The sequence below is a fragment of the Hymenobacter jejuensis genome, assembly GCF_006337165.1.
GTDB classification, from domain to species: Bacteria; Bacteroidota; Bacteroidia; order Cytophagales; family Hymenobacteraceae; genus Hymenobacter; species Hymenobacter jejuensis.
Window position 1 is genome coordinate 2,416,348 of record NZ_CP040896.1, and the last position, 18,427, is coordinate 2,434,774.

Annotated in this window: 16 protein-coding genes; 12 read left to right on the forward strand and 4 right to left on the reverse strand. The window is 57.3% G+C overall.

The annotated features are described in order from the left end of the window. Positions 1 to 65: 65 nt before the first annotated feature. Positions 66 to 1,046, reverse strand: a complete 981-nt coding sequence (locus FHG12_RS09905) for an NAD-dependent epimerase/dehydratase family protein (protein WP_139515580.1) — start codon at positions 1,044 to 1,046, stop codon at positions 66 to 68. Between the two features lie 168 nt (positions 1,047 to 1,214). Between FHG12_RS09905 and FHG12_RS09910 the strand changes: the two genes are divergently transcribed. Together FHG12_RS09910 and kbl are read left to right on the forward strand one after the other, a co-directional pair. Beyond that, on the forward strand, positions 1,215 to 2,255 hold the full coding sequence (locus FHG12_RS09910; RefSeq protein WP_165699361.1) for a patatin-like phospholipase family protein: 1,041 nt from the start codon (positions 1,215 to 1,217) through the stop codon (positions 2,253 to 2,255). Between the two features lie 121 nt (positions 2,256 to 2,376). After that, the gene (kbl, locus tag FHG12_RS09915) at positions 2,377 to 3,624 is read left to right on the forward strand and encodes a glycine C-acetyltransferase (RefSeq protein WP_139515582.1); all 1,248 of its coding nucleotides are present in this window, start codon (positions 2,377 to 2,379) and stop codon (positions 3,622 to 3,624) included. A 74-nt stretch (positions 3,625 to 3,698) separates the two neighbouring features. Here kbl and cdaA read toward each other — a convergent pair whose 3' ends face one another. Further along, the gene (gene cdaA / locus FHG12_RS09920; RefSeq protein WP_139515583.1) at positions 3,699 to 4,535 is read right to left on the reverse strand and encodes a diadenylate cyclase CdaA; all 837 of its coding nucleotides are present in this window, start codon (positions 4,533 to 4,535) and stop codon (positions 3,699 to 3,701) included. Continuing rightward, positions 4,532 to 5,419: a dihydropteroate synthase gene (folP, locus tag FHG12_RS09925; protein WP_139515584.1), complete on the reverse strand. Its 888-nt coding sequence runs from the start codon at positions 5,417 to 5,419 to the stop codon at positions 4,532 to 4,534. The genes cdaA and folP overlap by 4 nt, the downstream gene beginning before the upstream one ends. Positions 5,420 to 5,574: 155 nt before the next feature. On the opposite strand from folP, the gene FHG12_RS09930 reads away from it, so the two are divergent. The 5 genes from FHG12_RS09930 (at position 5,575) to FHG12_RS09950 (ending at position 9,812) form a co-directional block, all read left to right on the forward strand. After that, complete coding sequence (locus FHG12_RS09930; protein ID WP_139515585.1) at positions 5,575 to 6,159, forward strand: DUF1599 domain-containing protein; 585 nt, start codon at positions 5,575 to 5,577, stop codon at positions 6,157 to 6,159. Positions 6,160 to 6,165: 6 nt separating this feature from the next. After that, on the forward strand, positions 6,166 to 7,266 hold the full coding sequence (locus tag FHG12_RS09935; RefSeq protein WP_139515586.1) for a BT_3928 family protein: 1,101 nt from the start codon (positions 6,166 to 6,168) through the stop codon (positions 7,264 to 7,266). Positions 7,267 to 7,371: 105 nt separating this feature from the next. Continuing rightward, the gene (locus FHG12_RS09940) at positions 7,372 to 8,427 is read left to right on the forward strand and encodes an ABC transporter permease (protein WP_139515587.1); all 1,056 of its coding nucleotides are present in this window, start codon (positions 7,372 to 7,374) and stop codon (positions 8,425 to 8,427) included. A gap of 118 nt (positions 8,428 to 8,545) precedes the next feature. Next, the gene (locus FHG12_RS09945; protein ID WP_139515588.1) at positions 8,546 to 9,064 is read left to right on the forward strand and encodes a shikimate kinase; all 519 of its coding nucleotides are present in this window, start codon (positions 8,546 to 8,548) and stop codon (positions 9,062 to 9,064) included. Between the two features lie 76 nt (positions 9,065 to 9,140). Then, on the forward strand, positions 9,141 to 9,812 hold the full coding sequence (locus FHG12_RS09950; protein WP_139515589.1) for a sterol desaturase family protein: 672 nt from the start codon (positions 9,141 to 9,143) through the stop codon (positions 9,810 to 9,812). 94 nt (positions 9,813 to 9,906) lie between these two features. Here the strand turns inward: FHG12_RS09950 and FHG12_RS21000 are convergent, their stop codons facing one another. Continuing rightward, on the reverse strand, positions 9,907 to 10,077 hold the full coding sequence (locus FHG12_RS21000) for a hypothetical protein (protein ID WP_165699362.1): 171 nt from the start codon (positions 10,075 to 10,077) through the stop codon (positions 9,907 to 9,909). Positions 10,078 to 10,267: 190 nt separating this feature from the next. Between FHG12_RS21000 and FHG12_RS09955 the strand changes: the two genes are divergently transcribed. The 5 genes from FHG12_RS09955 (at position 10,268) to FHG12_RS09975 (ending at position 18,361) form a co-directional block, all read left to right on the forward strand. Next, positions 10,268 to 11,188 (forward strand): bestrophin family protein, encoded by a 921-nt coding sequence (locus tag FHG12_RS09955; protein WP_139515590.1) that lies wholly within the window; start codon positions 10,268 to 10,270, stop codon positions 11,186 to 11,188. Between the two features lie 199 nt (positions 11,189 to 11,387). Then, complete coding sequence (locus FHG12_RS09960) at positions 11,388 to 11,990, forward strand: RNA polymerase sigma factor (RefSeq protein ID WP_139515591.1); 603 nt, start codon at positions 11,388 to 11,390, stop codon at positions 11,988 to 11,990. A 103-nt stretch (positions 11,991 to 12,093) separates the two neighbouring features. Then, positions 12,094 to 13,113: a FecR family protein gene (locus FHG12_RS09965; RefSeq protein ID WP_139515592.1), complete on the forward strand. Its 1,020-nt coding sequence runs from the start codon at positions 12,094 to 12,096 to the stop codon at positions 13,111 to 13,113. Positions 13,114 to 13,267: 154 nt separating this feature from the next. Further along, on the forward strand, positions 13,268 to 16,702 hold the full coding sequence (locus FHG12_RS09970) for a SusC/RagA family TonB-linked outer membrane protein (protein WP_139515593.1): 3,435 nt from the start codon (positions 13,268 to 13,270) through the stop codon (positions 16,700 to 16,702). 21 nt (positions 16,703 to 16,723) lie between these two features. After that, positions 16,724 to 18,361 carry a RagB/SusD family nutrient uptake outer membrane protein gene (locus FHG12_RS09975; protein ID WP_139515594.1) on the forward strand — a complete coding sequence of 546 codons (1,638 nt, stop codon included), beginning with the start codon at positions 16,724 to 16,726 and terminating at the stop codon, positions 18,359 to 18,361. Positions 18,362 to 18,427 lie beyond the last annotated feature (66 nt).

Sequence of the window (18,427 nt, forward strand, 5' to 3'; positions counted from 1 at the left end):
TCCCGCAGAAGTACGCGAAGGTTGCGCGGAGGTTTGCAGAGGCTCTTTCAGCTTCCGCGAGAAGACTAGGCCCGCGCCGGTTCAGGCTGCAAATGCAACAGCATGTCGTCGGTCATCTTATCCAAGTTGTACTGTGGCTGCCAACCCCAATCGCGCTCGGCTTGCGAGTCGTCGATGCTTTTGGGCCAAGAGTCGGCAATCTGTTGGCGCGAATCGGGCCGGTATGTGACCTCAAAATCGGGGAAATGCCGCTGAATCGAAGCCGTGATTTCGGCCGGCGAAAAGCTCATCGCACCCAAGTTATACGACGAGCGTACTTTTATTTGATCTGCCGGGGCGTGCATCAGATCGATGGTCGCTTTGAGGGCGTCGGGCATGTACATCATCGGCAGGTAAGTATCTTCCTTCAGGAAGCATTCGTACGACTGGCCCGCGATGGCTTTGTGGTAAATGTCTACGGCATAGTCAGTTGTGCCTCCGCCGGGCAACGACTTGTAGCCAATCAGGCCGGGATAGCGTAGTGAGCGCACGTCGAGGCCGTACTTCTTGTGGTACCACTCGCACCACTGTTCACCAGCCAGTTTGCTGATGCCATACACCGTGTTGGGATTCATGATGGTCAGTTGCGGCGTGTGGTCGCGGGGCGTATCAGGGCCGAACACGGCGATGGAGCTGGGCCAGTACACCTGCGCCACCTTGTACTCCACAGCGGCATCTAGCACGTTGAGGAGGCCGTCCATGTTGAGCTTCCACCCAAACTTCGGATCCTTTTCGGCGGTAGCCGACAGCAGTGCCGCGAGGTGATAAATCTGTTTCGGGCGGTACTGTTGCACCAAGGCGTAGAGGCGGTCGCGGTCGAGCACGTCGAGCAGCTCAAACGGGCCTTCCTGCTGAAGCTCAGCTTGTTTGGGCGGGCGCACGTCGGCGGCAATCACGTTGGCAGGGCCGTAAAGCTGGCGTAGTTCGTGGGTGAGTTCGAAGCCAAGCTGGCCGCAAGCGCCAATGACAAGCACGGTGCCGGTTGTGTCGCTGGGGGTGGTTTGCATATGGATAAAGCAAAGTTGGGTGGTAACGAGGGCTACAAAGATACCGGGTAGGGGTGATTATCTTTGGCGCAACTCAACAAAGGAACTACGGAAGCGGTGAGCCGGCGGTCCGGTTATGTGCAATTTCCGTGCTTATCGTGTATGCGTCAGGTTGTGCTTGTACTCGCAATGCTTCTGTGGCTAATCGTACCCGGCAGGGGGCAAGTTCGGCCTCCCGGAAAGTATCGCAACCTTGTGCTGGAAGGCGGGGGGATTCGCGGCATCGCGTATGGCGGGGCGCTGCAAGAACTTGAGCAGCAAGGGGTTTTGGCGGAGATTCAGCGAGTGGGCGGCACTTCGGCAGGCGCAATTCAGGCGGCATTGCTGGCCGTAGGCTATTCGCCCCAGGAGATTATTGAGATCATCGATCGCACGCCGGTGCAGCGCCTCAACGATGGCCGCCTGATCTTTTTTGGCGGCAGCACGCGCCTACTCAAACAATATGGCTGGTACCGCGGCGATCAGTTTACGAAGTACATGAGCGAGCTGGTGGGGCGCCGCACCGGCAACGCCAACCTGACACTGGCCCAGCTCCACGAACGCGCCCAGCAGGGCCAGGCCCGCGACCTCTACGTGACCGGCACCAACCTTACTACCCAGCGCACGCAGGTGTTTAGCTACGAAACTAGCCCCAACCTGCGCGTCGCCGATGCCGTCCGGATTTCCATGAGCATTCCGCTGTATTTTCGGGCGGTGCTGCTCGATGAAGCCAGCAACGTGATAGTGAAACCGAAGAAAGATCAGAAAGTCAATGTGTTAGTAGATGGCGGCTTGCTAGCAAACTACCCGATCTGGCTGTTTGACGATGCCAGGTATTTGCTTGATAGTCAAAGTGTTATAAATAATGCTTCTAAACCATTTTCCAACCCCGAAACGCTGGGCCTGCGCTTAGATCGGGCGGAGCAGATTGCCTACGATACGTTGAGCAACGGGCGGCAACAATTAGCGCCGTACGATATTCAGAACTTCGGCAGCTACGTGGGCGCGCTCTACACCCTGGCCATTGAAAACCTGAATCCTGCCCAACCCACCGATTGGAAACGAACGATAAGCATCAGCACATTAGGGTTCAACCCCAAAATCAAACGTGTTTCCGCGCAGCAAAAACAGGCGCTTATGACTAGCGGGCGAGAGGGAGTGCGCGCATTTATGACGCGCCGAGGTTTATAGCGTAAGAGTGGTAGGGAGCCCGCGCCAAATGCCAGCATTCCCGCCGATCCCGTAGCTTTGGTTATTCCCACGGCCCTGCCGAAAGCCCGATTCAGAATCCATTATTCAGCATTTCAAGAAGATGTACACCACCCTCCAGCCCGACCTCGAAAAACAACTGGCCGAAATCAAAGAAAACGGCCTGTTTAAGAAAGAACGCATTATCACGTCGCCTCAGGGCGCCGAAATCGAAACCGACGAAGCCGGCGAGGTGCTGAACTTCTGCGCCAATAATTACTTGGGCTTATCCTCTCATCCTGAGGTAATTAAAGCGGCCAAGGAAGCCATCGATACGCACGGCTACGGCATGTCGTCGGTGCGCTTCATCTGCGGCACGCAGTACATACATAAGGAGTTGGAGCGCAAGCTGGCCGAGTTTCTGGGCACCGAGGATACCATTCTGTACGCGGCGGCTTTCGATGCCAACGGTGGCGTATTTGAGCCGCTGTTCAACGAGCAGGATGCCATCATTTCCGACGCGCTCAACCACGCCAGCATCATCGACGGCGTGCGTTTGTGCAAAGCCCAGCGCTACCGCTACGCCCACAACGACATGGCGGACCTGGAAAAGCAGCTCCAGGATGCCGTAGCCAAAGGCACGCGCCATCGCATCGTCGTGACCGATGGTTCATTTTCCATGGACGGTACGATTGCCCAACTCGACAAAATCTGTGATCTAGCCGAACAGTACGAGGCGCTGGTCATGATTGATGAGTGCCACTCGATGGGCTTTCTGGGCAAAACCGGCCGCGGCACCCACGAGTACCGCAACGTAATGGGCCGCGTTGATATCATCACGGGCACCTTGGGCAAAGCGCTTGGCGGCGCGATGGGCGGCTTCACTTCGGGCCGTAAGGAAATCATTGAGATGTTGCGCCAGCGCTCGCGTCCGTATCTGTTTTCCAACACGTTAGCGCCCGCCATTGTGGGGGCCAGCATCCGCGTGCTCGACCTGCTCACGGAAAGCACCGAACTCCGCGACCGCTTGGAAGAAAATACGAAGTACTTCCGCCAGCAGATGACCGAAGCCGGTTTCGACATCAAGCCGGGCGAGCACCCTATTGTGCCGGTGATGTTGTACGACGCGAAACTCAGCCAGGAATTTGCGGCGAAAATGCTGGAGAAAGGCATCTACGTGATCGGGTTCTATTTCCCGGTAGTGCCTAAGGGTCAGGCTCGTATTCGCGTGCAAATGTCGGCGGCCCATACCCGCGCCCATCTGGACAAGGCCATTCAGGCGTTCATCGAAGTAGGCAAGGAACTAGGGACGCTCAAAGACCGCTCATCTGCCCAGCCCGAAGCGGGTCAAGTGGTGACGAACACGCCGTAAAAAGTGAGTTTATAGTGCAACTCCCCTCCTTGAAAAAAGGAGGGGAGTTTTCTAGCCTAGTTCTGCTTATAGATTTAAGCTGCCACTTCCGTAGCCGCCGAAGATGTGGCCGCGCCTTTTGGCTGCATATCGAACAAGAACTCGTTGAGCCGGGACCGCAAGTCCGCTGATGACAAGTTGCGGAATACTTCGCCGCCGCGTACCAGCGAGATTTGGCCGGTTTCTTCGCTTACCACAAGTACCACGCTATCAGTTACTTCTGTAAGGCCGATGGCGGCGCGGTGTCGTAGGCCCATTGAAGCGGGCACGTCGGGGTTTTCGCTGACGGGCAGAATGCAGCGCGCCGCTTTGATGCGGTTGCTGGCGATGATGACCGCGCCGTCGTGCAAGGGACTGGTTTTATTGAAAATGCTCATGAGCAGGCGTTTGCTCACGGTGGCATCAATCAAATCGCCGGATTCGGCGTAGAATTTCAGCTCCGACGACATCGTAAAGGCGATGAGTGCGCCGGTGTTTTTGCCCGCCAAGCTTTTGGCGGCCTCCACAAACGGCGTCACGCTCATACGCTCGGAGGGCGTGTCGCGGCGCCATGGAAACACCCGCACCCGGTCGAAGGCCGTAACCTTACCAATGTTGAGCAGGAAGCGGCGAATTTCCTGCTGAAACAGAATGATGCCGGCCAACACCCCTACGCTCATAAATTGGCCTAAGATGCTGGTTAAGAGTTCCATGCCGGCCGCTTTCACCACCAGATAGAACAGGTAAATGGACATGAAGCCCAGGAAAATCTTCAGCGCAACGCTTCCCGTCAGCAGCTTATACAGCTGATAAAATAGCACCGTGACGAGCAGCACGTCTGCCACGTCAATCCAGCCGATGCGCAGGAAGCCGATGGAGAAGGAGCCGATCACGAGGAAGAGGGACTGAAAGTGTTGGAAACAAGCCGGATGGTTTGCACCGCTTCGGCTACATCATGTACGCGCAACAAGCGGGCCCCGTTGAGCAAGGCCATGGTATTGACGGCGATGGTACCCGTCAGGGCTGCATCCGGCGCCAATCCTAAGGGCTTGTATACCATCGATTTGCGCGAAAGCCCGGCCAGAATGGGCCAGCCCAGCACTTGCAACTCATCGAGGCGCCGCAAAATTTCGTGGCCCTGAGTTGGCGTTTTGGCAAAGCCGAAGCCGGGGTCGAGTATCACGTCGGTGATGCCGGCTCGGTGCAGGGCAGTGATTTTGTCGCGGAAGTAACGCACGAGCTCCGTAACGATGTCGCCTTCGTACTTCGTGTGTTGCGTCATGGTTTGGGGCGTGCCGCGCATGTGCATGAGCACATACGGCACCCGGAGGCGGCCCACCGTTTCAAACATATCGGCATCCAGTTCGCCACCGCCGATGTCGTTGATGATGTCGGCACCCGCCGCTACCGTTTCGGCGGCTACGCCAGCCCGGAAGGTATCAATGGAGAGTAATGCTTCCGGGAATGTTTGCCGCACTGCAGCCACAGCGGGCAGCAAGCGGCGCTTTTCTTCCGCTTCGGAGATGTGTTCGGCACCGGGGCGCGACGAGTAGCCGCCTAAGTCCAGCACGGCGGCACCCGCCGCGAGCATGGCTTCGGCGCGGCGCAGCAACTCGGCCGTATCGGTGCCCAAGCGGCTATCGGCGTAGAAGGAGTCGGGGGTAAGATTGAGGATGCCCATCACCTGCGGCCGGCGCAAATCCAGCACGCGGCCACCGGGGCAAAGCAGCGTTTGCCTCGGAGAAAAACACGTATCTTTCGCGGCCTGGGTTACCATGGGAGTTGGGGGCTTAAGGACTCGGGAACCTGGTTTTTCCACCCTGAAACAGCCCTGCTGACGCAAGCCAAATGAAGGAGCAACAGCCTGCTCTAGCAGCGCCAATTCCCTACGTTCCCACGTTTCTAAGTCCTCAACAAAGTAGGCTGAAAATTTTGAGTAACCAAACCCAGCACGAGTACAACCGGGTTATCCAGCACTGCCGGACGCTGTTTCTGGCCAAAACCCACGACTACGGCACGGCCTGGCGCATCATGCGGCTGCCCTCGGTCACCGACCAGATTTACATCAAGGCCCAGCGCATTCGCTCCATTCAGGAGAAAGGCACGCAGCTCGTCGCCGATGGGATCAACGAAGAGTTTGTGGCCATCATCAATTACTGTGTTATCGCATTGATGCAGAGTCGATTAGCTGCGGATGCTCCGCATGATCTTCCCGCCGACGAAGTAGCCGCTGCCTACGACCGCGAGATCGAGGAAAACCGCCAGTTGCTCTTTGCCAAAAACCACGATTACGGCGAAGCTTGGCGGCAAATGCGCGTGGAGAGCATCACCGATATCATCCTGATGAAGCTGCACCGCACCAAGCAAATCGAAGACCTGGCCGGCCAGACCTACGTATCGGAAGGCGTGGAAGCCAATTACCGCGATATGCTCAATTACGCCGTATTTGCCCTGATTAAGCGCGGCCTTGCCAACGAGCCCGTGGCCGCGCAACCCGATTCAGAATCAGCTGTTTAAGGCACTATGAAACTCGTTACCCGTATCTGCTGGGCGCTGCTTGGCATCTTGTTTATCTTTTCGGGGCTAATCAAGCTCAACGATCCCGTCGGGACGGCCCTGAAGCTGGAAGAATACTTCGAAGTATTTGCCACCGATTTTGGGAGCTTCTTTCTGTATTTCAAGGGAATAGCCCGTACGCTTTCCATTGTACTAAGCTCTCTGGAAGTGATATTGGGCGTAGCGCTGCTGCTGCGCTGGCACCTGCGCAAAACGCTTTGGACGCTGCTGGCGCTGCTCATCTTCTTCACCTTCCTGACGTTCTACTCAGCAGCTTTCAACAAAGTAACTGACTGCGGTTGCTTCGGCGATTTTATCAAGCTCAATCCTTGGACGTCTTTCGCTAAAGATCTGTTTCTGTTGGGGTTATGGGGCGTGGTATTCACCAATCAACGCTACTTGCGGCGGGTATTTGCCAAAGGCCAACTGGGCGTGATGTACATCACGGTCGCGGCGGCCGTGGCCATTGGCATCGGGGTGTATGCGCTGGGGCACTTGCCGTACTTCGACTTCCTGCCTTACAAAGTCGGTAATGACATTGGCAAGCTCATGAAGCCCTCAGAACCACTGCGTTACAAATACATCATGGAGCGCAACGGCACGAGCCAGGAGTTTACCGAATACCCCACGGACACTACCTGGAAGTTCAAACAGATGGTGCCGCTTAACCCCAACGCCGGGCCCAAAATCACCGATTTCAAGGTCTGGAACGACGAGGGCGACTACACGCAGCAACTCCTGCAAGGCAACAAGCTGGTACTCATTATCCAGAACACCGACAAAGCCGATCGCGACCGCTTCACGCAGATTAACAGCCTGTTGCAGTCGGCCGACTCGTCGCAGAAGAAGATTATGCCGTTGGTCATTACCAGCACTAGCCCGGCCGAGTTTGATGCATTTCGGCACGAGGTAAACCTGTCGGCGCCTTTCTATTACGCCGACGCGACGGTGCTCAAATCCATGATCCGTTCCAATCCCGGCTTTATTCTCCTCAAAGACGGCGTGGTGAAAGGCAAGTTCCATTACCACGACATCCCAACCCGCGCCACCATCGAGGAGCTTCTGTAAAGGCACTGTGCCCACGCCGTCGACTAGTCGGCGGACCGGATTACGGAGAAACTTAAAGTGCTGTACCTTGATTCTGGAGCGGCAGCAAGCTGCTTCTAACTTCCAATGATTCAATTCGTTCTGCGCCGCCTGTTGCAAGGCCTACTCATTTTGGTGGGTGTGGCGCTCACGGTTTTCTTTCTGTTCAACGTGCTGCCCGGCGACCCGGTGGCGCTGCTCGCCGGGCAGCGCAGCGATCTGGCCACCCGTGCCGCCATCGCCGCCGATCTGGGCCTCGATCAGCCGGTACCACTGCAACTCGTTGGCTATCTGAATGATGTGTCGCCACTGGGTGTGCACGGTCGCGACTCGGCTAGTGTGGCCAAATACGGCGGCATCGCCCTGCTGCCCTTGGGGCAAAAGGCTCTGGTGCTCAAAAAGCCCTACCTGCGCCGCTCGTTTCAGACGAACAAAGACGTGCTCAGCATCCTCTCCGATCATTTCACCGGCACGCTGTGGCTGGCCTTGGCGGCGATGCTGCTGGCGGCGGTATTTGGCATTTTGTTTGGCATCGTGGCGGCGCTGCGCCCGCATTCGTGGCTCGACAGAAGCTTGATAACTATCTCAGTATTAGGTATTTCGGTGCCTTCTTTTGTGGCGGGTATTCTCATTGCCATCACGTTCGGCTTTTACTGGAGCTCCTGGACCGGTCTGAACCTGACGGGGCAGCTCTACGAAACCGACCCGTTTACGGGCACCCATTTGGTCCTGCGCAACCTGCTGTTGCCGGCTTTCGCGCTGGGCATCCGGCCGCTGGCCATCATTACCCAGCTCACCCGCAGCTCCATGCTCGACGTGATGAGCCAAGATTACATTCGCACGGCGCGGGCCAAGGGATTATCTGGGTATGATACGGTGATGGGGCACGCGCTCAAAAACGCACTCAATCCAGTTATTACCGCTGTTTCGGGCTGGCTGGCTTCGCTGATGGCAGGGGCATTTTTCATCGAGTATATTTTCAACTGGAAAGGCTTGGGCACCGTGACGCTGCGGGCCGTGGAAACCCTGGATTTTCCGGTGGTGATGGGCGCCACCATCTTCATCGCCTTCCTGTTTGTAGTCATCAACATTGCGGTCGATGTGCTGTACGCCGTTCTCGACCCGCGGGTAAAGCTATCCTAGATAGTTGTTGTTTTTTATATAAGTATTTGATATATAAGTACTTGTAAGTTATGTCGGCGTTGCTTTATAAGCTTTTGTAATCCGTACTTCAGCTTCCTCAATTTCTCAATCAGCTCGAATGCGTCTTTATCTCATTGGCATGCCCGGAGCCGGCAAAACCACTCTGGGTCGGGCCTTGGCTACGGCTTATCAGGTGCCATTTTTCGATCTGGATACCGAGATTGTGCGCCGCGAACGGCGTAGCATTACCGATATTTTTGCCGCTGAGGGTGAGGCGTATTTTCGGGAGCAGGAAGCGGCCATGTTGCGAGAGGTGGTGCAGGCCCAACCGGAAATGGTGCTGGCTACCGGCGGCGGTACGCCCTGCTTTCACCAAAACCTTGACATTCTGCTCTCTACCGGGCTTACTCTGTACCTGGAAGTACCCCTTGACGAGCTGGTGCAACGACTACAGCGCTCCGCCGCCAACCGGCCGCTGTTGGCGCAACTCTCCGACCCGGCTGCGCTGGCTGTGCGCATGCACGAAACCTTCGCGGCCCGGCAACAGTTTTACGAGCGCGCGCCGCTGCGCACCCCACCGACCAAATCGGTTGAGGCCGTGCGCCGGCTGATAGATCGCTACCAAACTACCAGTTAGGCTGATTGCCTACAGTTTGGTGCGTGATTTGCGCGCTGCTGCGTACTTTTGCTCCTTGAATCTGACGCCTGTTCATATGAATCCTGCTCCCGTACCCGACGTAAAACCAACGCCGGCCAAAACGCCCGATGCAATAAAACCCAAGCACAAAGGGTCGGCCCGGTTGTTTGAAAATCCTATGCTTGAGCGCTTGTCGCACACGCATATTGCCCTGCCCGTGGGCATTTTTCTGATCACGGCCGTCGTGAGCCTGTATTATGGCCTGACCCGTGGCTTGGTGACGGGGCTTTCGGCTTTCGGCCTGTTTCTGATAGGGTGGTTTTTGTTCACGTTCGTCGAGTACTTGGTGCACCGCTACGTGTACCACATTCCGGCTACATCGCCCGGCCGGGCCAAGTTTCAATACACCATGCACGGCGTGCATCACGAGTACCCCAAAGACAAGACGCGCCTGGCCATGCCGCCCATCATCACGGTATTTGTGGCGTCGCTGTTGTTCTTTATTTTCCGCTTCACGTTTGGCAATGCTTCTTTCGGCATTCTGGCGGGCTTCGTGTTTGGCTACGCGCTGTATCTGTTTGTGCACTACGCCATTCACGTGTATGCGCCGCCGAAAAACTTTTTGAAAGTATGGTGGCATCACCATGCGCAGCACCACTATCGGCAGGACGAGATTGCCTTCGGTGTGTCGTCTACGCTCTGGGATCACATCATCGGCACCATGCCCGACCGCGTCGCCAAGAAGTAAACGACCTTATTTCCTATCCAACAAAAAGCCCGACCTGTTGCAGGTCGGGCTTTTTGTTGGATAGAGTAGCCTATGAATGAGGCAGGCGCGCAGGCTAGCGACGCATTTTGCCCACGATCCACCACAGCAGCAGGACCACCAGGAAAATGCCAATGACGGCCGTCCAGGCGCCAGCTTTGAAAATATCAGCAATGGCCGCGCAGCTGCTCATGGAAAACGTCAGCAGCAACAGGCAAAAAAACAGAGGTAAACGGAAGGTTTTCATGGTGAGGTCGGCATGAGATGGGAGAGAGAAACGCCGCCAAGCAGCGCCATTGCCTGTTGATACTTGCCTAATTGAAAAAAGGTTGGCTTTGTGGGCCTCAGGTCAGGCGCCCCGGAAACACGAGGTCCTGTAGACTGCCTTTGTGCGGCGTCGGGCCGGAAGCTGCGTATAGGTAACTTTTGCTCGACTCATGATTATTCGGGACAAGAATAACTGGCTGCGGTTGCTGTTTGTGTGGCAAGGTTCGGTGCTGCCCCAGATTCTGCCGCGGCTAGTGGTATTGGTGCTGTTGTCGGTGGGTGTGGTATATGCTCACGGCAACCTGCTGAGCTACAAAGTCCCGCTGAATGCGGCGCCATTTACATTGTTTGGAGTTACGCTGGCCATCTTTTTGGGCTTTTACAACAACGCCAGCTACGACCGTTTCTGGGAAGGCCGTAAGCTGTGGGGTGCTCTGCTAAACACCACGCGCTCGCTGGCACGCCAAGCCCTTACCATGAGCAGCCACTCAGTTGATGCCCAACGGACCGCGTATTTCGTGCGGTTGCTGATCGCGTTTACGTACGCGCTCAAACACCAGCTTCGGCGTACCGATGCCGCTCCGGATCTGGTGCGGCTGCTGCCGGCAGCAGTGGCGCAGACCGTGCAAAAGGGTACTTACAAACCCATGTTGCTGCTCCTGGAAATGGGACGCTGGGTGCAGCAAAGCAAAGAGGCGGCGCAGCTCGACACGACTACGCAACTGGCTTTCGACCACAACTTCAACCAACTTTCCGACATCGTGGGTGGCTGCGAGCGCCTGGCCGGCACCCCGATTCCGTACACCTACAGCGTGATGCTGCACCGCACGGTGTATCTCTATTGCTTTCTGCTGCCGTTCGGACTCGTCGATAGCATTGGCTGGATGACGCCGCTGATTGTGGCTTTCATCGGCTACACGTTTATGGCTCTCGATGCCATCGTGCGCGAGTTGGAAGCGCCTTTTGGACTGGAACCCAACGATTTGGCGCTGAACACCATGAGCCATATGATCGAATCTACGTTGCTGGAAATGATCGGCGAACCGGTGCCCGAAGCGCCCCCGCGCCGCAGCCGCTACCTTCTCGATTAGGGGGCGACTCAAGCCGTGTGATGTTTTTGTTTTGACATGATTCTTATTAAGTGATTGATAGTCAATAGATTATAGCATATGAAAAACTGACCACACCAGCTCAGCACGTCAAAAGTCAATTTTTGCCGCTAATTGGTAATAATTCGATAACTAGTAGCACTGTACAAGCCAAGTACTTTTAGGCAAACGCAATTCGTGTATGAGTACTGAACCAGATGAAAGGGCATTGCTTCAGGCCGTAGCGGCGGGCAATCGGGTGGCTTTCACGTGTTTGTACAGCGCCCACCTGAACGATTTGTTTCGCTACGCTACTTTGTTTGTCGGCTCGACGGAAGAAGCCGAAGAGATAATCCAGGAGGTTTTTGTGCGCATCTGGGACCGGCGCGAGACGTTGCCGCACTTGGCTTCCTTCAAAGCGTATGCCTATCAGGTGGCCAAAAACCTAGTAGTCGATTACTGGCGCCAGCAAAAAAGACAGGTCACGGCCCACAAACGGTTGCAGGCGTTCACAACCGCCCCGGAATTTGCCGATGCCGCCCTGATTTACCAGCAAGATTACCAGATGGCGCAGCAGGCCATTGCACAACTGCCCCTCAAGCGCAAGCAGATTTTTTTGATGCGGACGCAGGAGGAGCTTTCGCTGGATGAGATTGCCCAGCAGCTTTCCATTTCGAAGTCCGTAGTCAAAAAGCAATTGTACGCCGCCACCGCCTTCGTAAAAGCCTACCTGCACCAGCACAGCGACTTGTCTGTCGGCGCCTTGTGCGTACTCACGCTGCTGGAAACGGTGAATCTGAACTAAGCCTTTATTTATAAATAACTGTACATCAATTAGTTGTAAATAAATTAATTTTCAGAGGGGTCCTTTCCCGCGGCGAGTGCGTCATAGGCGCGAACTCCCCGTTATGACACCCTCCGAGCGCCGCCTGTTTCTGGAAAAATTCGCTGCCGAACAGCACACGGCGGCCGAGCACCGAGCGTTTGTGCAGTGGCTCCGGCAGGCATCGGCCCAGGAAATGACGGCGGCGCTGGAAGACTACGAGCGGCAGTACAGTCCGAAGCGCCCGGCCGCGCCGACGCCGCAGCTGATGGCCAAAATCGAAGCCCGGCTCGACCAGTCTGCGCCCCGTGCTGCCACTTCCGTGCCCGTAACAAGGCCGCTCTGGCCGCGGATTTTTGCTGCCGCAGCCGCCGTCGTAGCGCTTTTGGTGTTGCTGGGAGGTAATTTCCTCGCCCGAACCAAGTCGTTTAAGGCGGTGCCGCTGGTGTATTTGCACAAGCGCGTGCCGGCGGGCCACACCGATTCGCTCACCCTGGCCGATGGCAGCGTCGTGGTGCTCAACGAGCGCAGCACGTTTACATATCCGGCGCAGTTTGCGGCCCATCGCCGCGATGTGTACCTCGAAGGCGAAGCCTATTTTCGGGTTACCAAGAACTCTAGGCGGCCCTTCGTGATCCATACTGGCTCGTTGCAAACGCGCGTGGTGGGCACCAGCTTCAACGTGTACGCCTATCCGCGGGCCGCGCGGCAGGAGGTGACGGTACTGACCGGCAAAGTAGTAATTTCCCATCCTTTTGATAACCAAAAGGTTACCTTGCTGCCTGCGCAGCACGCCGTCTTCGATCGGGCCAGCCGATCCCTGCGTGCTGCCGTCGTAGGCAATCCGGCCCTGAGCCTGGCTTGGCGCCGGGGGCAGCTGCGGTTTGAAGACGCGCCTTTGGATGAAGTGCTCGATAAGGTCTCGATTCGCTACGGCGTGGCGATTCGGGCGCGGGCGCCGCGGCTGCACCGATGCCGCGTCACCGTACGCTTCGGCACGGAGTCGGTGGCGGAAGTGGTGCAGGTGCTGGCCGCCCTCACGCACAGCCGCCCCCGCACCGATTCGCAACACACCATCTGGCTCGAAGGTCCTGGTAGTTCTTGAAATCTGCTGTAATTCAGATACTTAGCTTATCAATAATCCGGTGGCGCCCACTTGTCGGGCGCTCATTTAGTACCTGAAAGAAGTCGGACGCGCACCGGCGTACCCGGTCGCTCAGGCTTCACCGCATCCGCCTAACCCACTCATCCTCAACTGTATGCAAAACAAGTATTCTCCTTTTGCACAGGTGGTCCGTTGCCTGCGCCGGCCCGTGCCGGGCCTGCTGCTGACTACGCTGCTCACAGCCGCCTGGATTTCGCCCGATCTGCCGCAAGGTGCTCTGCAGAAACGCATTAGCTTTCAGGCAGAAAACGCAACGCTCCGACAGGTACTCCAAGACCTCAGCACGAAAGCTGCCGTGCCCATCGCGTTCACCAGCGATTTGCCTTTGGACGAAAAAACCAGTGTGCGGGCCAGCCACGAGGCGCTCGACGACGTGCTGTTGCGCCTGTTACGCCCTCTGGGCCTGAATTACCGGGTAGTGGCCGGGCAGGTGATCATCGAAAAGCAGGCCCCGACTTCTACCCTCAGCAGCCCCACGAGCAACGTGGCAATCGAGGTGAAAGGCGTGGTGCGCGATGCCGCCACGGGCGAGCCGCTGCCCGGCGCCACGGTTTTGGTCAAGGGCACGACTACCGGCACTTCTACCAGCGATGCGGGCGCGTTTACGCTGCAAGTGCCTGACGAAGATGCAGTTCTGGTGGTTAACTTCATCGGTTACGATGCCCAGGAAATTCGCGTCGGCAGCCAGCGTACGCTCAACATCGCCCTGAAAACCAATGCCACCTCGCTCGACCAGGTGGTGGTAGTGGGCTACACCACCCAGGAAGCCAAGGACGTGACCGGCGCCGTGGGCATTCTGCCGCTGGATCGGGTAAAAAACTTCCCGGTTGCCAGTGTCGATAAGCTGCTGCAAGGGCAGGTAGCGGGTGTGCAGGTCAGCAACGACGGCGCTCCGGGCGGCAACAGCGTGGTGCGGGTGCGCGGCCTGGGTACGCTCGGCGACAACGACCCGCTCTACATCATCGACGGCGTGCCGACCAAGGCGGGCCTTAATCAGCTCAACCCCAACGACATCGAGTCGATGCAGGTGCTGAAGGATGCTTCCTCGACGGCCATTTACGGCGCGCGGGCCTCCAACGGCGTCGTGGTGATTACGACCAAGCAGGGCAAGGCGGGCAAAACCCAGCTGAGCTTCGACTCTTACTACGGCGTGCAGTCGGTGTATAACCTGCCACATATGGTGTCGCCGGCACAACTCGCTCAGGTTGAGTTTGATGCGCAGCGCAACAGCGGCCAGACACCCAGTCACCCGCAGTACGGTAACGGCGCGCAGCCGGTGCTGCCGGAGTTTTTGCAACGCAACCCCGATGTGCGCGCTAATCAGTCGGGCACCAACTGGTTCAAAACGATTTTCCGGCCGGCTCCAATCCAGAACTACTCCCTGGGGTTGTCGGGAGGCAGCGAAAGCAGCCGCCACGCCATCAACCTGACCTATTTTGACCAAGATGGCATCTTGAAATACACGGGGTTCAAGCGCGTTTCGCTGCGCGCCAACACCGAGTACACGATATTAAAACGCCTGAAAGTAGGGGAGAACTTCACGGCTAGCTACGGCCGCTCGACGCAGGCTTCTTCCAATGCCGTAAACGGCGGCGTGGTGTTCGATGCCTTCCGGATGCCTTCCATTGTGCCCGTGCGTGATGAAGCGGGCAACTTTGCCGGTCCGGCCGCCGGTTTGGGCGACGCCAGCAACCCGCTGCGGGTGCTTTACAATGCGCGCGACAACCCCACCCGAACCATCCGGGCGTTGGGTAATGCTTATGCCGAATTAGAACTGGTTGATAATCTGTTTGTTAGGTCGTCCATTGGCGTCGATTATCTCTCGACCAATTTTCGGGGGTTCTCGCCTAGTTTCACCGAAGGCATTGCCACCAACCCTACGGCCAGCCTCACCAACAACAACGCTTACACCATCAACTGGACCTGGACCAACATTGCGCGCTACAGCCGCGATTTTGGGCAGCACAACGTGGCGGCGGTGATCGGTACGGAAGCCATTCAGAACACCGACGAAGGCTTCACGGCCTACCGGGAAAACTTCCTGATCAATAACCTCGATTTCCGCTACCTCGACGCCGGGCAGGGCCTGCAAACCAACGGCGGCACCGGGTCGGCGTGGGCGCTGTTTTCGCTGTTTGGTCGCCTCGACTACAACTACGCCGGCAAGTATCTGTTCTCGGCCTCAGTACGCCGCGACGGGTCCAGCCGCTTCCCCAGCGACAACCGCTACGCCGTGTTTCCGGCTTTCTCGGCGGGCTGGCGGCTTTCGGAAGAGTCTTTCTTTAAGGAGATTAGCTGGCTGAGCAACCTGAAGCTGCGGGCTTCGTGGGGACAAAGCGGCAACCAGGAAATCGGTAACTACCCGGCGTTCGACATCTACGGCATCAGCCCCACGAACACCAACTACCCCATTACCGGCAGCAACGGTACCGTGCAGACGGGCTACACGGCCCGGGCCATTGGCAACCCCAGGCTGAAGTGGGAAACCACTACCCAAACCGACATCGGCATTGACTTTGGCGTGATCCGCAACCGCCTGAACCTCAGCGTGGATGTGTTCGACAAAACGACCAAAGACGTGCTGGTGCGCGTGCCGCGCCCGGCCTTGGCGGGTGAGGTGCTGGTCCCTTACGAAAACGCCGGTCGCATCCGCAACCGCGGGCTGGAGTTTTTAATCAATTACCAGAGCGACGCCGCCAAAGATTTCCACTGGGGCGTGTCGGCCAACGGATCGATTGTGCGCAACAAGGTCTTGTCGTTGGGTGGAGGAAGTTTGTATATCCCTGGTTATGTGAGCAATAACCTCACACGCGGGCTGTCGCTTTCGCGCACCGAAGTCGGCAAGCCGGTAGCGTATTTCTACGGCTACGTCGTGGACGGTATTTTCCAAAACCAGAACGAAGTAGACGCCGCCGCCGCCCAGAAAGGCAAGGCCGTGGGCCGGTGGCGCTACAAAGACCTGAACGGCGACGGCACCGTCAACGAGCAGGACCAGCAGCAGATTGGCAAGCCAGAACCCGATTTTACGTACGGCGTGAACCTGAATGTGGCCTACAAAAACTTCGACCTCAGCGGCTTTATCCAAGGGGTGCAAGGGATCAGCATCTACAACTTCAGCAAGTACCACACGGACTTCGCCTTCGACCCCTTCAACAAGAGCACGCGCATTTTGGATTCCTGGACGCCTCAGAATACCGACGCCAAGCTGCCCCAGCTCAGCAAGACCAACGTCAACGACGAGCTGCGGCCTTCGACGTACTTCGTGGAAAACGGCTCCTATGCCCGCCTGAAAAACCTACAATTGGGGTATACGCTGCCACTGGCCTGGACCTCAGCCATTAAGGCCAGCAGCTTGCGGGTGTATGTACAGGCCCAAAACCTGTTTACGATCACCAAATACTCGGGCATGGACCCGGAGGTGAACCTGCAAAACTACAACTCCGCTGACCGCAACCTCGACCAGAACATCGACCGCGGCTATTATCCGCAGCCGCGGGCCGTGCTCTTTGGCGTCAACGCCCGGTTTTAACTTCCAACGCTCTTTCGCATCATGAAAAATAAGATTCTGCTGTTGGTTCTGGCCGCTACGTTTGCCAGCTGCAACAAAGACTTTCTCGACGAACAACCCAAAGCCAGCCTCTCGTCGACGGACCTAAACAACCTGGCGGCGGTGGAAGCCCTCATCACGGCTGCGTACGCCCCGCTGGGTGGCCAGATCGACGATGCCAACAACGCCTTCAACTCGCCCGGCACCAACTGGACGTTTGGCGATGTCGTGTCGGACGACGCGTACAAAGGCGGTGGCGGCGTGGGTGACCAGAACGGCATGCACCTGATGGAAATCTTTCTCACCAACGCCAACATCATCGATGTAGAGCGGAAGTGGCGGGCCTGCTACGAAGGCATTGCCCGCGTGAACCGCGCCATCCAGGCCGTCAACGGCTTTGCGGGCATGACCGACGCGCAGCGCACGACGCGGCTGGGCGAGCTGCACTTGCTGCGTGGCCACTATTACTTCGACCTCAAAAAGATCTACAACCACATTCCGTGGGTGGACGAAACGCCGCGCGCCGTCACCGAGTACGACATCCCCAACAACCTGTCGGATGCGGAATTGTGGAAAAACATTGAAAACGAGTTTCTGCTGGCACAGGCCAACCTGCCGGCCAAGCAAACCGACCTGGGGCGCGTAACCAAAGGCGCTGCCACGGCTTACCTAGCCAAGCTGTACCTCTACACCAAGGATTATCCGAAGGTGATCACGACTGTGGATGCTTTGCTGGCCACGGGCCTCTACCGCCTCAACGACAACTACCACGACAACTTCGACCCGACCAAGGAACACGGCCCGGAGAGCCTGTTTGCCATCGAGCGCTCGATCCGCGACGGTACGCCCAACAACTTCCGCGGTAGCCTCGACGAGCGTCTGCTGAACCCTGGCGGTCCTTACTACCCCGTCTACGGCTTCGATATGCCCAGCCAGGATTTGGTAAATGCTTTTAAAACGACGGCCGCTGGCCTGCCCCAAACCGACAAATCGGATGTGGGCGCCACGGATTTTGTCGATCCGCGGCTCGACCATACGGTGGGCCGGCCGGGGGTTCAGTTTCTGGATCTGGCACCGTACGCCGCTACCTGGGCCCGCGATGCCGGCACTTACGGCGTATTTGCCTTCAAGAAGCGCATGGTTAGCTCTCGTTCGGCGCTCTATCTCAATCAGTTTCCGTGGGTGAGTGCCCTGAACTACGACATTATTCGGCTGGCCGATGTGTTGTTGTTCAAAGCCGAAGCCCAAGCCGAAACCGGCAACCTGGAAGGCGCCCGCACCATCGTCAACCAGATTCGGCGTCGGGCGGCTAACGATCAGGTACTCAATGCCAACGGCACGCCCGCGGCCAACTACAAAGTGGCCGAGTACGCCGCCCCTTTTGCCAACCAGGAAGCCGCCCGGCAAGCCGTACGCACCGAGCGCCGCCTCGAAATGGCCCTGGAAGGCCAGCGCTTTTTCGACCTAGTGCGCTGGGGCATCGCCGACCAAGTGATGAACGAGCACTTCGCCCGCGAAAAAACCAAGCGCACGTACCTCGCTACGGCCCGCTTCGTCAAAGGCACCCATGAGTATTTTCCCATTCCGCAGTCGCAGCTCAACCTGAGCAAAGGCCTGTTGAAGCAAAACGCAGGGTATTAATTAGTTAACAACCAGCGCCGTGGTAAGTAGCCCTCGACCGAGGGTGTTGCCACGGCGCTGTTGTGT